A 19,590-nucleotide genomic window follows, 5' to 3' on the forward strand; every position below is an offset into this window, starting at 1 on the left:
TTTTGAAGCTATCCGTTATCATACTTAACTATAACGTGCGTTATTTTTTAGAGCTTTGTCTACAAAGTGTAGAAGCAGCAATCCAAAATTTAGATGCCGAAATTATTGTGGTAGACAACAACTCTTCAGATGAAAGTTGTACGATGGTAAAGCAAAATTTTCCGAAGGTAAAACTCATTGAAAACATTGAAAATCTAGGCTTTTCCAAAGGAAATAATATTGGCGTACAACATGCAAAAGGCGAGTATCTGTGTATTTTAAATCCAGATACCGTTGTGCCAGAAGATTGTTTTACAGAGTTATTTGAATTTTCCGAAATTAAAAACGACTTAGGTTTATTTGCATGTCGATTAATTGATGGAACAGGCTCATTTTTACCAGAAAGTAAACGTCACATTCCAACACCAAAAGTGGCAATTAAAAAAATGTTAGGCTTTACTAAAAGCTATTATGTAACAGACGTTGAAGAAGATTCTACGGGTATTGTACCAATTCTTGTTGGTGCATTTATGATGGTAAAAACAAGTGTATATAAGCAAGTACAAGGTTTTGATGAAGGCTATTTTATGTACGGAGAAGATATAGATTTATCATATAAAGTCACTAAAGCAGGTTATGATAATATGTATTACGGACCAATACAAGTCATACATTTTAAGGGAGAAAGTACATTAAAAGACCGTATTTATGCTAAGCGTTTTTACGGTGCTATGCAGATATTTTATCAAAAGCACTTTAAAAGCAGTGTGCTAACCAAGACTATAGTTAATTTGGGTATAAAATTGGTAAAACTCTTTAATGATAACACTTCCGTAGAAAAAATGCCTGTAGATAGATATGTGTTAATTAGCGATAAAAATTATCCAAAATTGGCAGAAATTTTTAAAAAACCATTCAGAGTTCAAGCAAAAACAGAAGTTTTTGAAGCCAATACGCAAGTTGTTTTAGATGCAAATTATTTAAGTTTCAAGCAGATAATAACATGTATGTCGACTTCAGAAAAAAACAGAAACATATCATTTAAAATTATCCCAAAAAACTCTAATTTTATGCTCGGAAGTAATTCTTCAAAAAATAGAGGAGAAGTTATTCATTTTTAAAAATTCAAATTGATAGATAATAAACAGTAAATTAGGTTATTTTTTATTAATTTTGCAAAACGAAACAATAAAACTACATTTCAATTATTAATATGGCAAGATTTGAACTAAAATTACCAAAAATGGGAGAAAGTGTTGCAGAAGCAACAATTACCTCTTGGCTTAAAGAAGTTGGCGATACTATTGAAGCAGATGAAGCAGTCTTAGAGATTGCAACAGACAAAGTAGATAGCGAAGTACCAAGTGAAGTAGACGGTGTTTTAGTAGAAAAACTGTTTAACGTAGACGATGTTGTAAACGTAGGGCAAACCATTGCAATTATAGAAACCGATGGTGACGCACCAGAAACTGCTGCTGCACCAAAAGAAGAAAGCACACCAGAACCAGAAGCAGCTCAAGAAGTTGCAAAAACGGTTGAGGTTGCTAAAGAAACTGCAGAACCAATTACATCTAACGGAGATCGTTTTTACTCTCCATTAGTTAAAAATATGGCTAAAACCGAAGGAATAAGTCAATCAGAATTAGACGCTATTCCAGGAACAGGTAAAGATGGTCGTGTTACTAAAAACGATATGATGGCTTATCTTGATAATAGAGGTAATCAACCTGCAACAACACAAGCTGCGCCAGCAACACCACAAAAAACAGAAGCGCCAAAAGCAGCACCAAAAACTGCTACACCAGTTAGTGTAAATGGTGGTGATGAGATTATTGAGATGACCAGAATGGGCAAGTTAATTGCGCATCATATGGTAGAGTCGGTACAAACAAGTGCGCACGTACAAAGTTTTATAGAAGCCGATGTGACTAACATCTGGAACTGGCGTAAAAAAGTTAAAAACGACTTTGCGAAGCGTGAAGGAGAAAACTTAACGTTTACACCAATTTTTATGGAAGCGGTAGCAAAAGCGTTACGCGATTTCCCATTAATGAATATCTCTGTGCAAGGTGATACCATTATAAAAAAGAAAAACATAAACCTTGGTATGGCAGCAGCTTTACCAGATGGTAATTTAATTGTACCAGTTATAAAAAATGCTGACCAATTAAATCTGGTTGGTATGACTAAGCAAGTCAACGACTTAGCTAACCGTGCAAGACAAAACCAATTAAAACCAGACGATATACAAGGCGGAACATACACCGTAACTAATGTTGGTACTTTTGGTAGTGTTATGGGTACGCCAATTATTAATCAGCCACAAGTTGGTATCTTGGCTTTAGGTGCTATACGTAAAGTGCCTGCAGTTATAGAAACACCAGAAGGCGACTTTATAGGTATACGATACAAAATGTTCTTATCGCATAGTTACGACCATCGTGTTGTAAATGGTGCACTTGGTGGACAATTTGTTCAAGCGGTTAAAAATTATTTAGAAGCTTGGGATATTAATAGAGAGATTTAAAAAAAACCTGCGCAGGCAGGTATCTCAATAATATAAAAAAGCACAACTTTTAGGTTGTGCTTTTTTTATATTTCCATTTCCACCATTTCTGCTCTTGCTCCCAATCGGATTGGTAAAATACTTGTTCCAATTCCTTTTGAAATGTACATTTTCGGTTCAGATTCTTTATACCAACCTTTTAAGTACTTTCCGCTTCCTTGAGGTTTGAAAGGAACAATTCCTAAAAATGTTATTTGTCCTCCGTGAGTATGTCCAGAAAGTACTAAATCAATATTTAAGCTTCCTTTTTGTTTTGTAATAATATCTCTGTATTCAGGACAATGTGATAAAATTATATTGGTTTCAGTTTCTTTTATATTCTCAACTGCTTTTCTAAAATTTGCGCTGCCGCCAACAAAATCATCAATTCCTATTATTGAGATTTCTCGGTTTTTAATAAAAATTGTTCTATTTTCGTTTATCAGTAATTCGCAATTATTTTTAGAATAAATACTTTTAAGTTTTGTCAGGTTTACATTTCCCCAATACTCCCAATTTCCTGTTATCGCATATTTTTTAATCGAATTATCAATTAATTCAAGAAATTTATTCAGAGGTTTTATTTTTTCTGTTTTATCAACAGAATCTCCAGTAATAAATATTAAATCAGGTTTTATTGAGTTTATTTTTTTTGCAATAGATTTATGGAAGTATCTTAATTGGTTAAAATGTAAATCCGAAATTTGGATAATTTTTATTTTATCTTTTTCTGATTTTGAGATGTCAAAGTAATTCCATTCAATTACATATTTCTCAAACCAAAGTGAGTCCAAAAGAACTAAGCCAAGTGAGGCTAAAATTCCTCTTTTAATAAATTTTCTTCTGGTTAAGTTGGTCATTTCACAAATTACTACCAATGAAAAGGTAAAGCGAGTTTTTCAATTTATGTTATTAGTTGTTAAACGAATTTAGAATAAAAATTCAATTGACCAAAGGTTTAATTAAACCCATCACGCAAAGCTTCAATAAAATCTTCCAAACTTTCAATTTGGTTATATACTTTATGATCTACTTTTAAAATAGGGATATGGTTAACAGCGCTATTGGGTTTTAATGATTTAAATTCTTTAATTAATTTGTTGTAATGCGTTGTGTCTTGGTCTATATTATACTCTTGGTAACCAATTTTGTTTTTGGTTAAAATACGCTTGGCGTCAGGACAAATACTGCAATCGTTTTGAGTATAAATTTCAACAGTTTTAGATTTTAATGCGTCATCCAATTTGGTATCTATCAGCTCAAAATCTTTATCAAATTGTAAGGCGTAAGCTACTTCGTTTATGATTAACGTGTAGGTGTATTTACCTTCTTTTCCGTTTAAAATAACCATAGTTAGCACACGTTGTTTGGACTTTGGCGGTATGGTTTTTAAAATTGGTCTTTCGCTACTGCGTCTAAAATCTTCAGTATCTACTTTTAAAAAAATATCGTAAGAGATAGAGTCTGTGTTTTCTATATATAACTCATAACGTTTGCCTTTAATTTTTTCGGTTAGCTTAACGTATTTATGGTCGTTTTGTGCGTTAGTGCCAATGGTAAAAAGGGTTAAAAGTAAAAGAAGTATGTAGTTTTTCATTATTTAAAAAGCTTTACAAAGTAAAAGTAACAGATTACAATTATATTTGCATAAATCAAAGCAAAATTCATGCCTTTAAATTTAACAAAACCACTTTGTTTTTTCGATTTAGAAACTACCGGAATCAATATTACAACCGATAGAATTGTCGAAATTTCAATTTTAAAAGTCTATCCAAACGGAAATAAAGAAAGCAAAACTTGGCTAGTAAATCCAGAAATGCCAATACCAGCAGAAGTCTCTGCAATACACGGTATAACTGACGATAAAGTAGCAAACGAGCCAACGTTTAAGCAACTAGCAACAGAGATTAACAACATGATTAAAGATGCAGATTTGGCAGGTTTTAACTCAAACCGTTTTGATATTCCGTTGTTAGCCGAAGAAATGTTACGTGCCGATATGGATTTTGATATGAAATCGCGCCTAGCGATAGATGTACAGACTATTTTTCATAAAATGGAACAACGTACACTTAGTGCAGCGTACAAATTCTATTGCGATAAAACATTAGAAAACGCACATACAGCAGCAGCAGATACATTGGCAACTTATGAAGTTTTAGAAGCGCAAGTAGAGCGTTACGAAGATCTAGAAAACAATGCAAAGTTTTTAGCCGAGTTTAGCTCACGCAAGCGTTTTGCCGACTTTGCCGGTTTTATTGCATTTAATAAAGAAGGACAAGAAGTGTTTAGTTTTGGAAAGCATAAAGGCAAATTAGTAACCGATGTTTTAGAAACCGAACCAGGTTATTTTGGATGGTTGTTGAATGCCGATTTTCCGTTGTACACTAAAAAAGTGCTAACAGCAATTAAGTTAAGAGCGTTTAATAATAAGTTAGGTTAGATCAATAAACAATTAACAACAAACAATTAACAATAAACAGTTGTCAGTTGTCAGGTCGAGCGCAGTCGAGACCTAATTAAGTGAGAAGCACGAAGCACGAAGTAAAAATGTAAAGTTTAAAATTATATTTCAATCAAAAAAATAACGAGTAAGCATCTATTTTCTATCAGCGAAGCGGTCTTTACTCTTGATTCTTAAATAATATGAAACTAATCTGCATAGGTCGAAATTACACCAAACATATAGAAGAATTACAAAACGAGCGTCCAACAGAACCAGTAGTCTTTATCAAGCCAGATACAGCTATATTATTGAAAAAACAACCGTTTTTTATACCAGATTTTTCAGAAGATGTACACTACGAAGTTGAAGTATTGGTAAAAATAAATCGTGTAGGTAAACACATTGATAAAAAATTTGCCCACAAGTATTATGATAAAGTTGGATTAGGTATAGATTTTACTGCAAGAGATCTTCAGCAAAAGCTAAAAGAAAAGGGATTACCATGGGAAAAAGCAAAATCTTTTGATGGAGCAGCAGTAATTGGTAACTGGATGGATAAGTCAGAAATTTCAGATATTAACAACTTGAATTTCAGTCTGCAAAAAAATGAAATTACCGTACAAAAAGGTAACACTAGTCACATGCTCTATAAAATTGACGAGATTATCGAATATGTGTCTAAATATTTTACATTAAAAATAGGAGACATTATATTTACGGGTACGCCTGCAGGAGTTGGCAAAGTTGTTGCTGATGACGCACTAAAAGGATATATAGAAGACAAAGAAATGTTTTCGATTAAAGTTAAATAAATGGAACAGCATTATAAATTAGAAAGAATAAAAGAGCTAGCAGATAATGACCAAGATTTTATCATGGCATTAGCACAAACATTTTTAGAAGAAGTCCCAGAAGATGCAGCTGTTTTAAAAACCGCTGTAGAAAATAAAAACTACAAGTTATCTTACCAAACAGCTCATAAAATGAAACCAACTGTAGATATGTTTGAGCTTGGCGTACTTAACGATTTAATCGAAGTGCAAGATTGGGGTAAATTTGAACAAACCGATAAAGATATTTCAAATAAATTAACTATTGTGCTTACAGCAATAGATAACGCAGTTAAAGAAATTAAAGAAGATTTTAATTTATAATGCAGGCCGAAATAATAACCATTGGAGACGAGATTCTCATTGGTCAAATTATAGACACAAATTCAGCTTTTATAGGTAAAGCGTTAAACTCTATAGGTGTATCTGTATACCAAATAACGTCTATTCAAGACGAAAAAGATCATCTAATAAAAGCCTTTAAAGAAGCAGAAGAAAATGCCAATATCATTATTATTACAGGCGGATTAGGACCAACTAAAGACGATATTACAAAGCATACATTAGCTGAGTATTTTAATGATACTTTGGTGCAAAACGATTTAGTATTAGCACACGTAGAGCAACTTTTTGAAAAATATATTACGACTCCAATTTCAGATTTAAATCGAAAACAAGCATTAGTACCTTCAAAAAGTAAAGTGCTAATGAATAAGTATGGTACAGCGCCTGGAATGTGGATGGAAAAAGGGAATAAAGTCTTTATATCCTTACCAGGTGTTCCCTACGAAATGAAAGCGCTAGTAGAAGATGAAGTACTGCCAAAATTAGCGCACAAATACAAAAGACCTTATATCTTACACAAAACCATTTTAACTTATGGTTTAGGAGAAAGCGCAATTGCACAACGTATAGAACATATAGAAGACCAATTACCAAAACATATTAAACTAGCATATTTGCCTAGCTTAGGACGTGTGCGTTTAAGATTGTCTGGTAAAGGCAATGATGAAGATGTTTTAAATAAAGACATCCAAACGCAAGTTGAGAATATCTTACCATTAATAAAAGATATTTTTGTTGGTTTTGAAGACAATAATAATAGTATAGAACAAATTATTGCTAATCAATTAGTAAAAACTAATCAGACATTGGCAATTGCCGAAAGTTGTACAGGCGGAAAATTAACCCAAACCTTTACACAACATTCTGGCGCATCGGCATATTTTAAAGGCGGATTAGTCACTTATGCTACACAAAGTAAAGTAGATATTTTAGGTGTAGATCAAGCTATTATAAAAAAACATTCTGTTGTAAGTGAAGCTGTTGCAAAAGCTATGGCTATTAATGTAAGAGAAAAGTTGAATGCAGATATTGGGATATCAACAACAGGTAATGCAGGACCAACAAAAGGCGATTCTGATGCAGAAGTAGGAACAGTTTTTATTGGATTTGCCACTAAAGAAGGCGCAAAAGCCTTTCAATTTAATATGGGTAACCATCGTGAGCGTGTAATAAATAAAACCGTAAATAAGGTGTTAGAGCTACTTCAAAAAGAAATTTTTGAAAATTAATTATTTAGCTATTGTCAAATAGTAAATAATTAGTATATTTGCACCTCGATTTTTAATAACACTTTTAAAGTTATATAGTAATGTCAAGAGTTTGTGAACTTACAGGAAAGAAGGCAATGGTTGGAAACAACGTGTCTCACGCAATGAATAAGACAAAGCGTACATTTGGAGCTAATTTAATTAAAAAACGTTTTTATATTCCTGAAGAAGATAAGTGGATAACTTTAAAAATATCTACATCAGCGTTAAAAACAATTAATAAAATCGGTATCTCTGCTGCATTAAAAAAAGCAAGAGCTAACGGATTTGTAAAATAATATTAGCCTAATAGGTAAATAATAGTAATTATGGCAAAGAAAGGTAATAGAGTACAAGTAATATTAGAGTGCACAGAGCACAAAGAGTCTGGTAAACCAGGAACATCTCGTTATATTACAACAAAAAATAAAAAGAACACGCCAGACAGAATGGAGTTAAAGAAATTTAACCCAATCTTAAAGCGTATGACAGTTCATAAAGAAATTAAGTAACATTCTTTATTGCAAAGAATTTAAAAAAGATAAAAGATGGCAAAGAAATCAGTAGCATCGTTACAGACAGGATCAAAAAGATTATCAAAAGCTATAAAGATGGTAAAATCTCCTAAAACAGGAGCTTACATGTTCGTAGAGTCTATTATGGCGCCAGACTTAGTAAACGACTGGTTAAAAAAATAAGAATTGCGCTTTCGCAATCCTATTAAGCTACTTTCTGCCCGAAGGTGGCTTTTTTTATTTTAAAATATTGCGTTTCTTTACACTGTAATTATGACAATTTAGCAGTAAAACTATTTGGCTCTATTATTGTAATTGCATCGCTAACAAACAAATATTAAAACTATATGAGTTTTTTTAAAAGAATATTTTCTTCAGAAAAAAAAGAAACACTAGACAAAGGATTAGAAAAGTCTAGTACAAGCTTCTTAGGTAAGCTAAGTAAAGCAGTTGCAGGAAAATCTAAAGTAGATGATGATGTTTTAGATAACCTAGAAGAAGTTTTAGTAACTAGTGATGTTGGTGTTAATACGACATTAAAAGTTATAGAGCGTATTGAAGAGCGAGTAGCTAAAGATAAGTATTTAGGTACAGACGAATTAAACCGAATCCTACGTGAAGAAATTGCAGGATTACTATCCGAAACCAATTCTGGAGAAGAAACAGAATATACAATACCAAATTTACCAGCACAAGCAAACGGACAAAAGACTCCATATGTGTTGATGGTAGTTGGTGTAAATGGTGTTGGTAAAACAACAACTATTGGTAAATTAGCTTATCAGTTTAAAAAGAAAGGACTTAAAGTTGTTCTTGGTGCAGCAGATACCTTTAGAGCAGCAGCGATAGATCAATTACAAGTTTGGGCAGATCGAGTAGATGTGCCAATGGTAAGACAAGAAATGGGATCCGATCCAGCAAGTGTGGCTTTTGATGCTTTACAATCTGGTGTCTCTCAAGATGCAGATGTTATTATTATTGATACTGCAGGTCGTTTACACAACAAAATTAACTTAATGAACGAGTTAACTAAAGTGAAACGCGTGATGCAAAAAGTAGTTGGTGACGCGCCACACGATGTATTACTAGTTTTAGATGGTAGTACTGGTCAAAACGCTTTTGAACAAGCAAAACAATTTACAGCAGCTACAGAAGTAACAAGTCTAGCTGTGACCAAGTTAGATGGTACAGCAAAAGGTGGTGTAGTTATTGGTATAAGTGACCAATTTCAAATACCAGTAAAATATATAGGTGTTGGAGAAGGTATAGAAGATTTACAAGTGTTTAATAAATATGAATTTGTAGATTCTTTCTTTAAATAGAAATTTTTCAACATAAATTATTACAAAAAAAGCCTCTTATTTAAAGAGGCTTTTTTTTGTATTTTTATTGAAAACAAAAATCATGAAACTAGCTAAACTCCTAATTGTATTTCTTTTTTTATTTAATAGTTGTAAAGAAAATAATAAAACTGTAAAAGAAGCCGAAGTTGAAAATGAAATAAGCTCTATTTCTACAAAAGACTTTAGAGAGTTTAAAGTTTTAGATTCAAAATACATATCTAATGCTTCAATTTGGGAGCAATTAAATTCGCAATTAGAAGATTTTTCAGAAGAAAATTATCAGCAATTAAAGCCGTTAATTTTAGATCAAAATATACCAACACTTCAGCAGTATATTATTGATGGTAAACTAACTTATGAGAGTCTTACAAAATTCTATTTATATCGAATTAGAAAATTTGACAGAGAAAATGATTTGGCATTAAATTCAGTAATAGCTGTCAATCCTAATGTGATAATGGAAGCTAAAAATAGAGATGAATCTTTTAAAAATATGGATGTTAACGTACGTGATTTATTGATGTCTGTTTATGGTATGCCAATTCTTTTAAAAGATAATATTAATACCTCAGATATGGTAACTACTGCAGGTGCTGTTGCTTTAAAAAATAATAAAACCAATGATGCTTCTATTGTTAAACGATTAAAAGAAAAAGGTGCGTTAATTTTAGGTAAAGCTAATTTAAGCGAATGGGCATATTTTTTCTGCGGAGATTGTCCTAGCGGTTATAGTGCAATTGGTGGACAAACATTAAATCCATACGGAAGAAGAGTTATTGATACAGGCGGATCAAGTTCTGGTAGTGGTGTAGCGGTAGCGGCTAATTTTTGTGTCGCAGCTGTTGGTAGTGAAACTGCAGGGTCAATTTTATCCCCAGCAAGCCAAAATTCGGTTGTAGGTTTAAAACCTACTATTGGATTGGTAAGTAGAAGTGGTGTTGTACCTATTTCTTCCACATTAGATACAGCAGGACCAATGTCTAAAAATGTAATAGACAATGCTATTCTCTTAGAAGCTTTAGTTGGTTTTGATGATGCTGATAGTAAATCTATTGAAACAGCTTCAAGTATTATAAATTATGATGAATTGAAAAATTTTTCTGTAGAAGGAAAACGTTTAGGAGCAATTAAATCTCTTATGAAAGATTCTTTATACTCAAGAGCTGTAAAAGATTTAAAAACTATTGGTTTTGAAATTGTAGAAATTGAAATGAATAACGTTGAATTGCCAGACTTTATAAGACTACTAAATTTAGATATGCAAAAAGATTTACCAGAATATTTTAATGCATATGCTGATACATCTTTAGGTTTTAAAACTATAGATGATATTATCGAATTCAATAAAAAAGATTCATTAAATAGTATGCCTTACGGACAGAAGTTATTTGAAGGTGTAGTTGCAGATAAAGCTTCGGTTAATGAATTGGAGACAATTAAAGAAAAATTAAAAGCCAATGGTAAACTATTTTTTGACAAACCAATGGAAGCAAGTAATGTAGATGTGGTTTTGTCAATTAATAATTATCATGCTGCACATGCTGCCGTAGCAGAATATCCAGCATTAACAGTTCCTATGGGATATGAAGAAAATGGAGCGCCTAAAGGAATAACTTTTATAGGAAAACCACTAACAGAAAATCAGTTATTACAAATAGGTTTTGCTTTTGAAAACAAGACAAAGTATCGTCAGTCACTAAAAGAACTTAATTAATTACCGCATTAATTTTTTCCCAAAGCTCATTATCAAAACCAGATAAACCAAAAGAAGAATTGTCAGGATTAGCAACTTCTCCCATTCTTATGACTACTATGTTTTTGCTAGGTACAACGTAAACTTTTTGATCGTTTTTACCTAAACCAGCAAACATATCTGCTGGTGCATTTGGTATTAATTCACCTGTAAATTCAACTTGCGTTGTTGGTAAGTGAAAGCTTGAATTACCATTTAACCACCATAAATATCCGTAAGCTAAATTAATGTCTTGAGATGTGTTAGTGGCTTGGTTAGTATAACTTTCGCTGATGATTTGTTGGTCTTCCCATTTACCGTTAGCTAACGTCATTAAACCAAATCTAGCCATGCTTCGTGTGTTACTCCAATACACACTTAACGCATTTAAATTTACCCAACTACCAGTCATTCCTATTTTATCACGTAATTTTTCATTAAAATAGGTATCCCAATCTTGTCCAGTAGCTTGTGCAACAACATCTTGCATTTTTACATACACATTGTGATAAGCCCAACGTGTACCAGCATCTGCTAAATATTGAAGATTTTCAGGAGAAACATCATCTCCAGTTTCATCGTCTAAACCAGAAGTCATTGATAATAAATGTTTGCAAGTAATTAGGTTTTCTTTGTTTAATGTAGCGCTTGTCCAACCAGTACCAATATAATCAGAAACTTTATTTTCAATATTTAAAAAACCTTCGTCTTGAGCAATACCAGAAACAGTTGCGGTTAATGTTTTACCTGCGCTTGCCCAATACCAAATACTATTGGCGTTATGACCATTCATATAAGATTCTACCACTATTTTACCGTTATGAAGCATAATAAAACCTTTTGTGTTTTTTTCATCTAAAAAATCTAATAAAGGTTGAAGTTGGCTTTCATTCCAACCTGCTTCTGCTAAAGTTTTAGTTTCCCAAGTGTCTGAATTTATAGGTGGAAAATATAAACTCTCTTCATTGGCAGTTGGTGTTTCATCAATTTCATTATTGTCATTACTGCTGCAATTCAATATTAAAAAAGAAAATGAAAATAGAAAAAGCAGTTTTTTCATAACAGTTTGTTTTTCAACTTTAGACTAAAGTATACAAAAAAGGTTTAATGTCTGATTTTTAATATTATTTCGACACTTAAAAATCGTAAATCATTACGTATCTTTGCCATCCAAAATTAAGGTATGAGAACTAAATCACTTAAAAAAAATAAAATAAACGTTGTTACTTTAGGTTGCAGTAAAAATGTGTACGATAGTGAAGTATTAATGGGGCAACTTAAAGCAAATGGAAAAGAAGTTGTGCATGAGCAAGAAGGTAACGTTGTGGTTATTAATACCTGCGGATTTATTAACAACGCCAAAGAAGAAAGTGTAAATACTATTTTACATTATATGCAGAAAAAGGAAGATGGCGAAGTTGATAAAGTGTTTGTAACTGGCTGTTTAAGTGAACGTTATAAACCTGATTTAGAGAAAGAAATTCCTAATGTTGATCAATATTTTGGGACTACAGAATTACCTGGTTTACTAAAAGCTTTAGGTGCAGATTATAAACACGAATTAATTGGTGAACGCTTGACAACAACACCAAAAAACTACGCCTATTTAAAAATTGCTGAAGGTTGTGATAGACCTTGTAGTTTTTGCGCAATACCTTTAATGCGTGGTAAACACAAGTCTACACCAATTGAAGATTTAGTAGTTGAAGCTGAAAAGTTAGCAGCAAATGGTGTTAAAGAATTAATTTTAATAGCTCAAGATTTAACCTATTACGGATTAGATTTATATAAGAAAAGAAATCTTGCCGAATTACTTGAAAACCTTGTAAAAGTTGAAGGTATAGAATGGATAAGATTACACTATGCATTCCCAACTGGTTTCCCGATGGATGTTTTAGATGTTATGAATCGCGAGCCAAAAATTTGTAACTATTTAGATATTCCTTTACAGCATATTTCTGATAAGATTTTAAAAAGCATGCGTCGTGGTACAACACAAGAAAAAACAACTAAGTTGTTAAAAGAATTTAGAGCTGCTGTGCCAGAAATGACTATACGTACAACTTTAATAGTTGGTTATCCTGGTGAAACAGAAGAAGACTTTGAAACCTTAAAACAATGGGTAACAGATATGCGTTTTGAACGTTTAGGTTGTTTTACATATTCTCACGAAGAAAATACACACGCGTATAATCTAGAAGATGATGTACCAGAAGATGTAAAACAAGATCGTGCTAATCAAATTATGGAAATACAGTCGCAAATTTCTTGGGAATTAAACCAAGAAAAAATAGGACAGACCTTTAAAGTCGTTATAGACCGCAAAGAAGGTAACTATTTTGTTGGTCGTACCGAGTTTGATAGTCCAGATGTGGATAACGAAGTGCTAATCGACGCAACTACAACTTACCTTAAAACAGGAGATTTTTATAATGTAAAAGTTGTAGAAGCAGAAGATTTTGACTTGTATGCACAAGTTGTAGAATAATTTAAGACTTGTCTAAGTGCCTACTAATTTTTCTAATGGCGCTTTCAATAGATTTTTCGGGTTCAATAATATTATATTCGCCCCAAAATTCTGGGTCTGTAAAACCAGAAACTTCATCTTGAAGGATGCTAGATGGTCTTAATCTTTTATTTTCATTAGAACTTATAGTGTTGTTATCTAAATTCCAATCTGTAATAGCCATTTCACTATTTAACGTGTATTTGCTATTAAAAAGTTTACCCTTCCAATCTACTATAAAAGTTAACAACATATTGCTGTAACTGTAATACCACTTTCCGTTTTTAACTCTGTAAGTTACTTTATAATTAGCTTCTGTAGGAGTTATCTCGACTCTATTAGGTTTTTTCTTTACAAAAAATGAAGATGCTTTAGCTTTGTTTTCAACATTTAAGTTATAATCAGCACTTGTAAGTGCGTAAGTTTGAGAATCTATATATAGTTTCCCATAGTAAAGCGGCATAGTATAATTAGAATTTTGTTTAAAGTTAACAACGTAAACCATTCTGCCATTTTTTTCAGTTGATTGTTCAAAACTAAAATCATAGTATTTTATAGTTTCATTATTAAAAACATAATCTGGATATTTAATCATATCTGCATATAAAGATCCAAATGGTCCACCTTGTAGCTTTAAAGCAAGAGTATCTAATCTGTTATAGTTGGTCTGCTTTCTGGACTTTATTAAGGTTATTTTATCAGATTTGTAATTAGTGTAAGGTTGTTTTTCTATGCTTACAATAGCTTCTGCTAGAGAAGCATTTCGGTTTCTCTTTTTTATGGATTCGCGATAAAAACCTGTCATATACGCGTTCTCTGTTAAATAATTTTCACCTTTTAAGGATAGTGTTTTTTTTACTAAATCATAAGCGTCTTTAGGTCTAACAATATCAACAGAAGCTAATATGGTTGCTGCAGGTTCTAGGTATATTTTAGCATTATCATTATTAATTTCAGATAGTTTTACTTTTTGCTGTTTATAACCTAAAAATGAAATTATTAAACTTTCATTTAGTTGATTTTTTGGGACTTTGATAGAAAATTCTCCTTCTTTATTAGTAATAGTACTAATATTACTGTTTGTAAGCGATACATCTGCTAGAGCTAATTCTTTTTTGTTGTTTTGGTCTAAAACAACACCTTTATACTCCATTAAATTTTGAGAATAACTTACCGAAAAAAAGAACGTAGCAAGTAATAAAAATAGAGCTTTTGAGGTGTTAAATTCAATCTTTTTCATAATATTTTTATTTAAAGTGCTATCTATAAATATACGTAAAAAAGCAACATGAATTATAAGGATTTATGTTAATTTTAAGACAAGTAATAGTCCATTGTGTGTTATATTTGTAGTAGAATTTTTTACTTATGCCAACAGACTGTATTCCATTTAAAGACACAGGATATTTTTCTACTTTAATAACCGATTACCTTTCAGAAAAAGAAGAGTTAAAACCATTTTATAATCGTTTTCCTAATCTTAAAAATTTTAAGTTTCAAATTGAAGAAAAGAAAGCGTCATTTCCTTTAGAAAATAGAAAGGTTCTTGCAGAGACTTTAATAGAACAATATCAATCTTTTGATGCGTCGTTACAAACTTTAAACAATATTGAAGCATTGCGTAAAGACAACACGTTTACGGTAACTACAGGACATCAACTTAACTTGTTTACAGGTCCTTTATATTTTTTATATAAAATTATTTCAACCATAAATCTTACTAAAAATTTAAAAGCAACCTATCCAGAGTATAATTTTGTTCCGGTTTATTGGATGGCGACCGAAGATCATGATTTTGAAGAAATTAACTATTTTAATTTCAACGGAAAAAAAATAAGATGGAATAAAAAGGCATCAGGTGCAGTTGGCGAATTATCTACAGAAGGTTTACAAGATGTTTTAGAGGTATTCTCTCAAGAGTTAGGACTTGGTAATAATGCAAATAAACTAAAGCAATGGTTTGAAAAAGCCTATTTAAAACACAGTAATTTAGCCGAAGCAACCTTGTTTTTAGCAAATCAACTTTTTAAAGATTATGGATTAGTAATTGTTGATGCCAATCACAAAAAATTAAAGCAATTATTTGTTCCTTATATAGAAAAAGAACTTGTAGAGCAAACGTCTTTTAATAAAGTGATGCAGACCAATGCTGAAATTGAAAAAACGTCAGAAAACTATAAAATACAAGTAAATCCAAGAGAAATTAACCTGTTTTATATAGGCGAAAACCTAAGAGAACGTATTGTTTTTGAAGATGAAACTTATAGCGTATTAAACACAAATATTACGTGGACAACTCCTGAAATTAAAGAAGAAATTAAAAATCACCCAGAACGTTTTAGTCCAAATGTAATTTTACGTCCGTTATATCAAGAAGTTATTTTACCAAATCTGTGTTACATTGGTGGTGGCGGAGAATTAGCCTATTGGTTCCAATTAAAAGAAAATTTTAAGGCAAACAATGTCGTTTTTCCAATGCTTCTATTGCGTAATTCGGTACTGTTAAAAACCGAAAGGCAAGCCAAAAAACTAGACAAACTGAATATTAATAATGCTTCATTATTTTTAAAGCGTGATACATTCATAAACAAACGTGTACGCGAAATTTCAAATATAGATATCAATTTTTCACCACAAATAAAGCATTTAAAACAGCAGTTTGAAGATTTATATACATTGGCTGAACAAACCGATAAATCCTTTATTGGCGCAGTAGACGCGCAAAGACGTAAGCAAATAAAAGGTTTAGAACATCTAGAAAAACGTCTGCTTACCGCACAAAAAAGAAAGTTAAAAGACCATGTACAGCGCATTACAGATTTACAAAATCGACTATTTCCAAATCAAAGTTTACAAGAGCGTAGCGTAAACTTTTCCCAATTTTATTTAGAGTATGGAGATAGTTTAATACCACAATTAATTAATAATTTAGAGCCTTTAAAAAGCGAATTTTTAGTTCTTCAATTACAAGATAATGCATAAGATAGATATAGATTTAGTAGAAATGACGCTAGACGTCATGAAATACACAATAGACCGAATTTCTAAAACAGAAGATGTTATCGGTAAACCTCAAAAAGCTGAAACTTTAAAAGCTTTAGTAGGAGAAACTATTACAGAAAAAGGAATTGGAGGCGAAATCGCATTTAACATGTGGAAAAAACATTTAATGCATGCTAATGTAAAAATTGATCATCCACGTCATTTAGCTTTTGTACCAGCATCACCAACAAGAGCTGCAGTAATGTTTGATTTAGTAACATCAGCATCAAGCATTCATGGTGCGTATTGGATGGAAGGTGCAGGAGGTATTTTTTGTGAAAATGAAGCTATGAAGTGGATTGTATCCTTAACCGGTTTACCAGAAGGAGCGTTTGGGGTATTTACAAGTGGCGGTACTGCAGCGAATTTATCTGCAATAGTAACTGCACGCGAATATTGGAGAAGCCTAAATGAGCAAAATAAAAACGAAAAAGGACTAATTATAACCTCTATTGGTGCGCATTCTTCAATAAAAGCTATGGCGAAAGTTGTGGATGTAGATGTATTATTGGTAGATACTGAAGACCGTTTAGAAGGAGACGCTTTGCAAAATACGATTAACAGCTTAACCCAGCACCAACGTCAACGCTTATTTGCAGTTGTTGCAACTGGTGGTACAACAAATGCGGGTATTATTGATAATTTAAGCGCAATTGCAGATATCTGTCAAAAAGAAAAGTTATGGTTTCATGTAGATGCTGCATATGGTGGAGGCGCTTTGGTGGCAGATTCTGTAAGACACTTATTTAACGGAATTGAACATGCAGATAGTATCACAATAGATCCTCATAAATGGATGTTTTCTCCGTATGATTGTGGAGCAGTAATCTACAAACAACCAGAATTAGCAAAAAAAGCACATTCTCAAGAAGGTTCTTACTTGGAAATTTTTAAAGATGAAGGTGCGCATGGATTCAACCCAACAGATTATCAAATACAATTAACGCGTCGTGTTAGAGGTTTGCCACTTTGGTTTAGTTTGGCTACACATGGTACCGATAGATATAAAGAAGCTGTAGAACGTGGTATAGAATTAGCTAATATAGCAGGTAAAATGATTGAAGATTATGATCATGTAGAGTTAGTTAGAGAACCAAGTTTATCATGTGTATTGTATAGAAGAAAAGGTTGGCAACCAGAAGACTATCGTAATTGGACATTTACAAACCACGATAAAGGTTTTGCATTAGTCACTCCTACAAAATGGAAAACAGGTGATACTTTTGAAACCGTCTCACGTTTCTGCTTTATAAATCCAGATACTACAGAACAAGATATAAAAGCAATATTAGAATCGATGCTTTAGTTGATAGTTTTGTTAAAAAATAAGTTGAAATTTAATATCACATAAATAGTAATTTTCAACGCAATTATTATTTTTGTGCATGCAACACGACAAAGTACTTATTTTAGATTTCGGATCGCAATACACACAACTAATTGCGCGCAGAGTTAGAGAGCTTAACATCTATTCCGAAATACACCCATTTAACAAGATTCCAAACAACTTAGAAGACTACAAAGCGGTAATACTTTCTGGTAGCCCAATGTCTGTAAGATCAGAAGATGCATATCATCCTGACTTATCAGATATAAGAGGTAAAAAACCAATGTTAGCGGTATGCTACGGTGCACAGTATTTAGCACATTTTTCTGGTGGCGAAGTAGCAGAATCAAATACCAGAGAATACGGTAGAGCAAACTTAAGTTACGTTGAAGAAAACGAAACATTTTTAGAAGGCATACATATTGGTAGTCAAGTTTGGATGAGTCATAGTGATACAATCAAGATTTTGCCAGAAAATGGTGTGCTTTTAGCAAGTACACACGATGTGCAAAACGCAGCTTATAAAATAGAAAATGAAACAACTTATGCTATTCAATTTCATCCAGAAGTATATCACTCAACAGACGGAAAATTACTGCTAGAAAATTTCTTAGTAAAAATAGCTAAAGTTAATCCAGATTGGACACCAAATGCTTTTATAGAAGAAACTGTAGAAGATTTAAAAACAAAGTTAGGTAACGATAAAGTAGTTTTAGGATTATCAGGTGGTGTAGATTCATCTGTAGCAGCAATGCTTTTACACAAAGCAATAGGTAAAAACCTATATTGCATCTTTGTAAATAATGGATTATTACGTAAAAACGAATTTTCAGACGTATTAGAACAATACAAAGGAATGGGCTTAAACGTAAAAGGTGTAGATGCTTCGGCACGCTTTTTGGATGCCTTAAAAGATGAAAGTGATCCAGAAAAAAAACGTAAGGCTATTGGACGTGTATTTATCGAAGTTTTTGATGACGAAGCTCATTTAATAGAAGACGTAAAATGGTTAGCACAAGGTACAATTTATCCAGATGTGATAGAAAGTGTTAGTGCAACAGGCGGACCAAGTGCAACAATAAAAAGTCATCATAACGTTGGAGGATTACCAGACTTTATGAAACTTAAAGTTGTAGAACCATTAAAAGAATTGTTTAAAGACGAAGTAAGACGTGTTGGTGCATCAATGGGTATGGATAAAAACCTTTTAGGTCGTCATCCATTTCCAGGTCCAGGTTTAGCTATCAGAATTTTAGGAGACGTAACAGCAGAAAAAGTTCGTATCTTACAAGAAGTAGATGCCATCTTTATCAACGGATTAAAACAAGCAGGATTGTATGACAAAGTATGGCAAGCAGGCGCCATGTTGCTTCCAGTAAACAGTGTAGGAGTAATGGGAGATGAGCGTACTTACGAAAAATGCGTAGCATTACGTGCTGTAGAAAGTACAGACGGTATGACTGCAGATTGGGTAAATTTACCATACGAGTTTTTACAAAAAACAAGTAACGATATAATAAATAAAGTAAAAGGCGTTAATAGAGTAGTTTACGACATTAGTAGTAAACCACCAGCAACAATAGAGTGGGAATAAAATTTCTTTGTAAAAAGAAATCTAATAAAATTAGTGGCGTTACCACAAGGGTCGGGCTTTCACTACTCGCTTCCCAACAAAAGTTGGGAGAGCTCAAACAAACCGTTCAATCCCTAACGCACTTTTACAACGTATAATT

General features: G+C 32.4%; 19 protein-coding genes. 15 read left to right on the forward strand and 4 right to left on the reverse strand.

Annotated elements, in window-relative coordinates; translation table 11 throughout:
• The first annotated feature begins 2 nt into the window (after positions 1-2).
• Positions 3-1,100, forward strand: a complete 1,098-nt coding sequence (locus INR78_RS09625) for a glycosyltransferase family 2 protein (RefSeq protein WP_223076346.1) — start codon at positions 3-5, stop codon at positions 1,098-1,100.
• Positions 1,101-1,192: 92 nt separating this feature from the next.
• Positions 1,193-2,506, forward strand: coding sequence for a dihydrolipoamide acetyltransferase family protein (locus tag INR78_RS09630; protein ID WP_223076347.1), 1,314 nt, complete (start codon positions 1,193-1,195; stop codon positions 2,504-2,506).
• Between the two features lie 65 nt (positions 2,507-2,571).
• Here INR78_RS09630 and INR78_RS09635 read toward each other — a convergent pair whose 3' ends face one another.
• On the reverse strand, positions 2,572-3,384 hold the full coding sequence (locus tag INR78_RS09635) for a metallophosphoesterase (protein ID WP_106687195.1): 813 nt from the start codon (positions 3,382-3,384) through the stop codon (positions 2,572-2,574).
• Positions 3,385-3,482: 98 nt separating this feature from the next.
• Positions 3,483-4,121, reverse strand: coding sequence for a glutaredoxin domain-containing protein (locus INR78_RS09640; protein WP_223076348.1), 639 nt, complete (start codon positions 4,119-4,121; stop codon positions 3,483-3,485).
• 69 nt (positions 4,122-4,190) lie between these two features.
• Between INR78_RS09640 and INR78_RS09645 the strand changes: the two genes are divergently transcribed.
• From INR78_RS09645 to INR78_RS09685, 9 genes are all read left to right on the forward strand, one after another.
• A complete protein-coding gene (locus INR78_RS09645) occupies positions 4,191-4,967 on the forward strand; it encodes a 3'-5' exonuclease (protein WP_223076349.1) in 777 nt (258 codons plus the stop codon).
• A 203-nt stretch (positions 4,968-5,170) separates the two neighbouring features.
• The gene (locus INR78_RS09650) at positions 5,171-5,782 is read left to right on the forward strand and encodes a fumarylacetoacetate hydrolase family protein (protein ID WP_223076350.1); all 612 of its coding nucleotides are present in this window, start codon (positions 5,171-5,173) and stop codon (positions 5,780-5,782) included.
• Positions 5,783-6,124 (forward strand): Hpt domain-containing protein, encoded by a 342-nt coding sequence (locus INR78_RS09655; RefSeq protein WP_223076351.1) that lies wholly within the window; start codon positions 5,783-5,785, stop codon positions 6,122-6,124.
• The gene (locus INR78_RS09660; protein ID WP_223076352.1) at positions 6,124-7,374 is read left to right on the forward strand and encodes a competence/damage-inducible protein A; all 1,251 of its coding nucleotides are present in this window, start codon (positions 6,124-6,126) and stop codon (positions 7,372-7,374) included. The genes INR78_RS09655 and INR78_RS09660 overlap by 1 nt, the downstream gene beginning before the upstream one ends.
• Positions 7,375-7,454: 80 nt before the next feature.
• A complete protein-coding gene (gene rpmB / locus INR78_RS09665; protein WP_027880094.1) occupies positions 7,455-7,691 on the forward strand; it encodes a 50S ribosomal protein L28 in 237 nt (78 codons plus the stop codon).
• A gap of 30 nt (positions 7,692-7,721) precedes the next feature.
• On the forward strand, positions 7,722-7,904 hold the full coding sequence (rpmG, locus tag INR78_RS09670) for a 50S ribosomal protein L33 (RefSeq protein ID WP_027880093.1): 183 nt from the start codon (positions 7,722-7,724) through the stop codon (positions 7,902-7,904).
• Positions 7,905-7,940: 36 nt separating this feature from the next.
• A complete protein-coding gene (locus tag INR78_RS09675) occupies positions 7,941-8,090 on the forward strand; it encodes a DUF4295 domain-containing protein (protein ID WP_081653195.1) in 150 nt (49 codons plus the stop codon).
• A gap of 164 nt (positions 8,091-8,254) precedes the next feature.
• On the forward strand, positions 8,255-9,229 hold the full coding sequence (ftsY, locus tag INR78_RS09680; RefSeq protein ID WP_223076353.1) for a signal recognition particle-docking protein FtsY: 975 nt from the start codon (positions 8,255-8,257) through the stop codon (positions 9,227-9,229).
• An 82-nt stretch (positions 9,230-9,311) separates the two neighbouring features.
• The gene (locus tag INR78_RS09685; protein ID WP_223076354.1) at positions 9,312-10,964 is read left to right on the forward strand and encodes an amidase family protein; all 1,653 of its coding nucleotides are present in this window, start codon (positions 9,312-9,314) and stop codon (positions 10,962-10,964) included.
• On the opposite strand, the gene INR78_RS09690 is transcribed toward INR78_RS09685, so the two are convergent.
• Positions 10,957-12,042: a serine hydrolase gene (locus INR78_RS09690; protein ID WP_223076355.1), complete on the reverse strand. Its 1,086-nt coding sequence runs from the start codon at positions 12,040-12,042 to the stop codon at positions 10,957-10,959. The genes INR78_RS09685 and INR78_RS09690 overlap by 8 nt on opposite strands.
• Before the next feature lie 123 nt (positions 12,043-12,165).
• On the opposite strand from INR78_RS09690, the gene rimO reads away from it, so the two are divergent.
• Positions 12,166-13,470, forward strand: coding sequence for a 30S ribosomal protein S12 methylthiotransferase RimO (rimO, locus tag INR78_RS09695; RefSeq protein WP_027880089.1), 1,305 nt, complete (start codon positions 12,166-12,168; stop codon positions 13,468-13,470).
• Position 13,471: 1 nt separating this feature from the next.
• On the opposite strand, the gene INR78_RS09700 is transcribed toward rimO, so the two are convergent.
• Positions 13,472-14,728: a carboxypeptidase-like regulatory domain-containing protein gene (locus INR78_RS09700; RefSeq protein ID WP_223076356.1), complete on the reverse strand. Its 1,257-nt coding sequence runs from the start codon at positions 14,726-14,728 to the stop codon at positions 13,472-13,474.
• A 128-nt stretch (positions 14,729-14,856) separates the two neighbouring features.
• Here INR78_RS09700 and bshC point away from each other — a divergent pair, with 128 nt between their 5' ends.
• From bshC to guaA, 3 genes are all read left to right on the forward strand, one after another.
• Entirely contained in the window at positions 14,857-16,470 is a 1,614-nt protein-coding gene (gene bshC, locus INR78_RS09705; RefSeq protein WP_223076357.1) for a bacillithiol biosynthesis cysteine-adding enzyme BshC, read from the forward strand.
• Positions 16,463-17,836, forward strand: a complete 1,374-nt coding sequence (locus tag INR78_RS09710) for an aminotransferase class V-fold PLP-dependent enzyme (protein ID WP_223076358.1) — start codon at positions 16,463-16,465, stop codon at positions 17,834-17,836. Before bshC ends, INR78_RS09710 begins: the two co-directional genes overlap by 8 nt.
• A 79-nt stretch (positions 17,837-17,915) precedes the next feature.
• Positions 17,916-19,451, forward strand: a complete 1,536-nt coding sequence (guaA, locus tag INR78_RS09715; protein ID WP_223076359.1) for a glutamine-hydrolyzing GMP synthase — start codon at positions 17,916-17,918, stop codon at positions 19,449-19,451.
• The last annotated feature ends 139 nt before the right edge of the window (positions 19,452-19,590 follow it).

The sequence above is a fragment of the Mesoflavibacter sp. SCSIO 43206 genome, assembly GCF_019904215.1.
Lineage (GTDB): Bacteria > Bacteroidota > Bacteroidia > Flavobacteriales > Flavobacteriaceae > Mesoflavibacter > Mesoflavibacter zeaxanthinifaciens.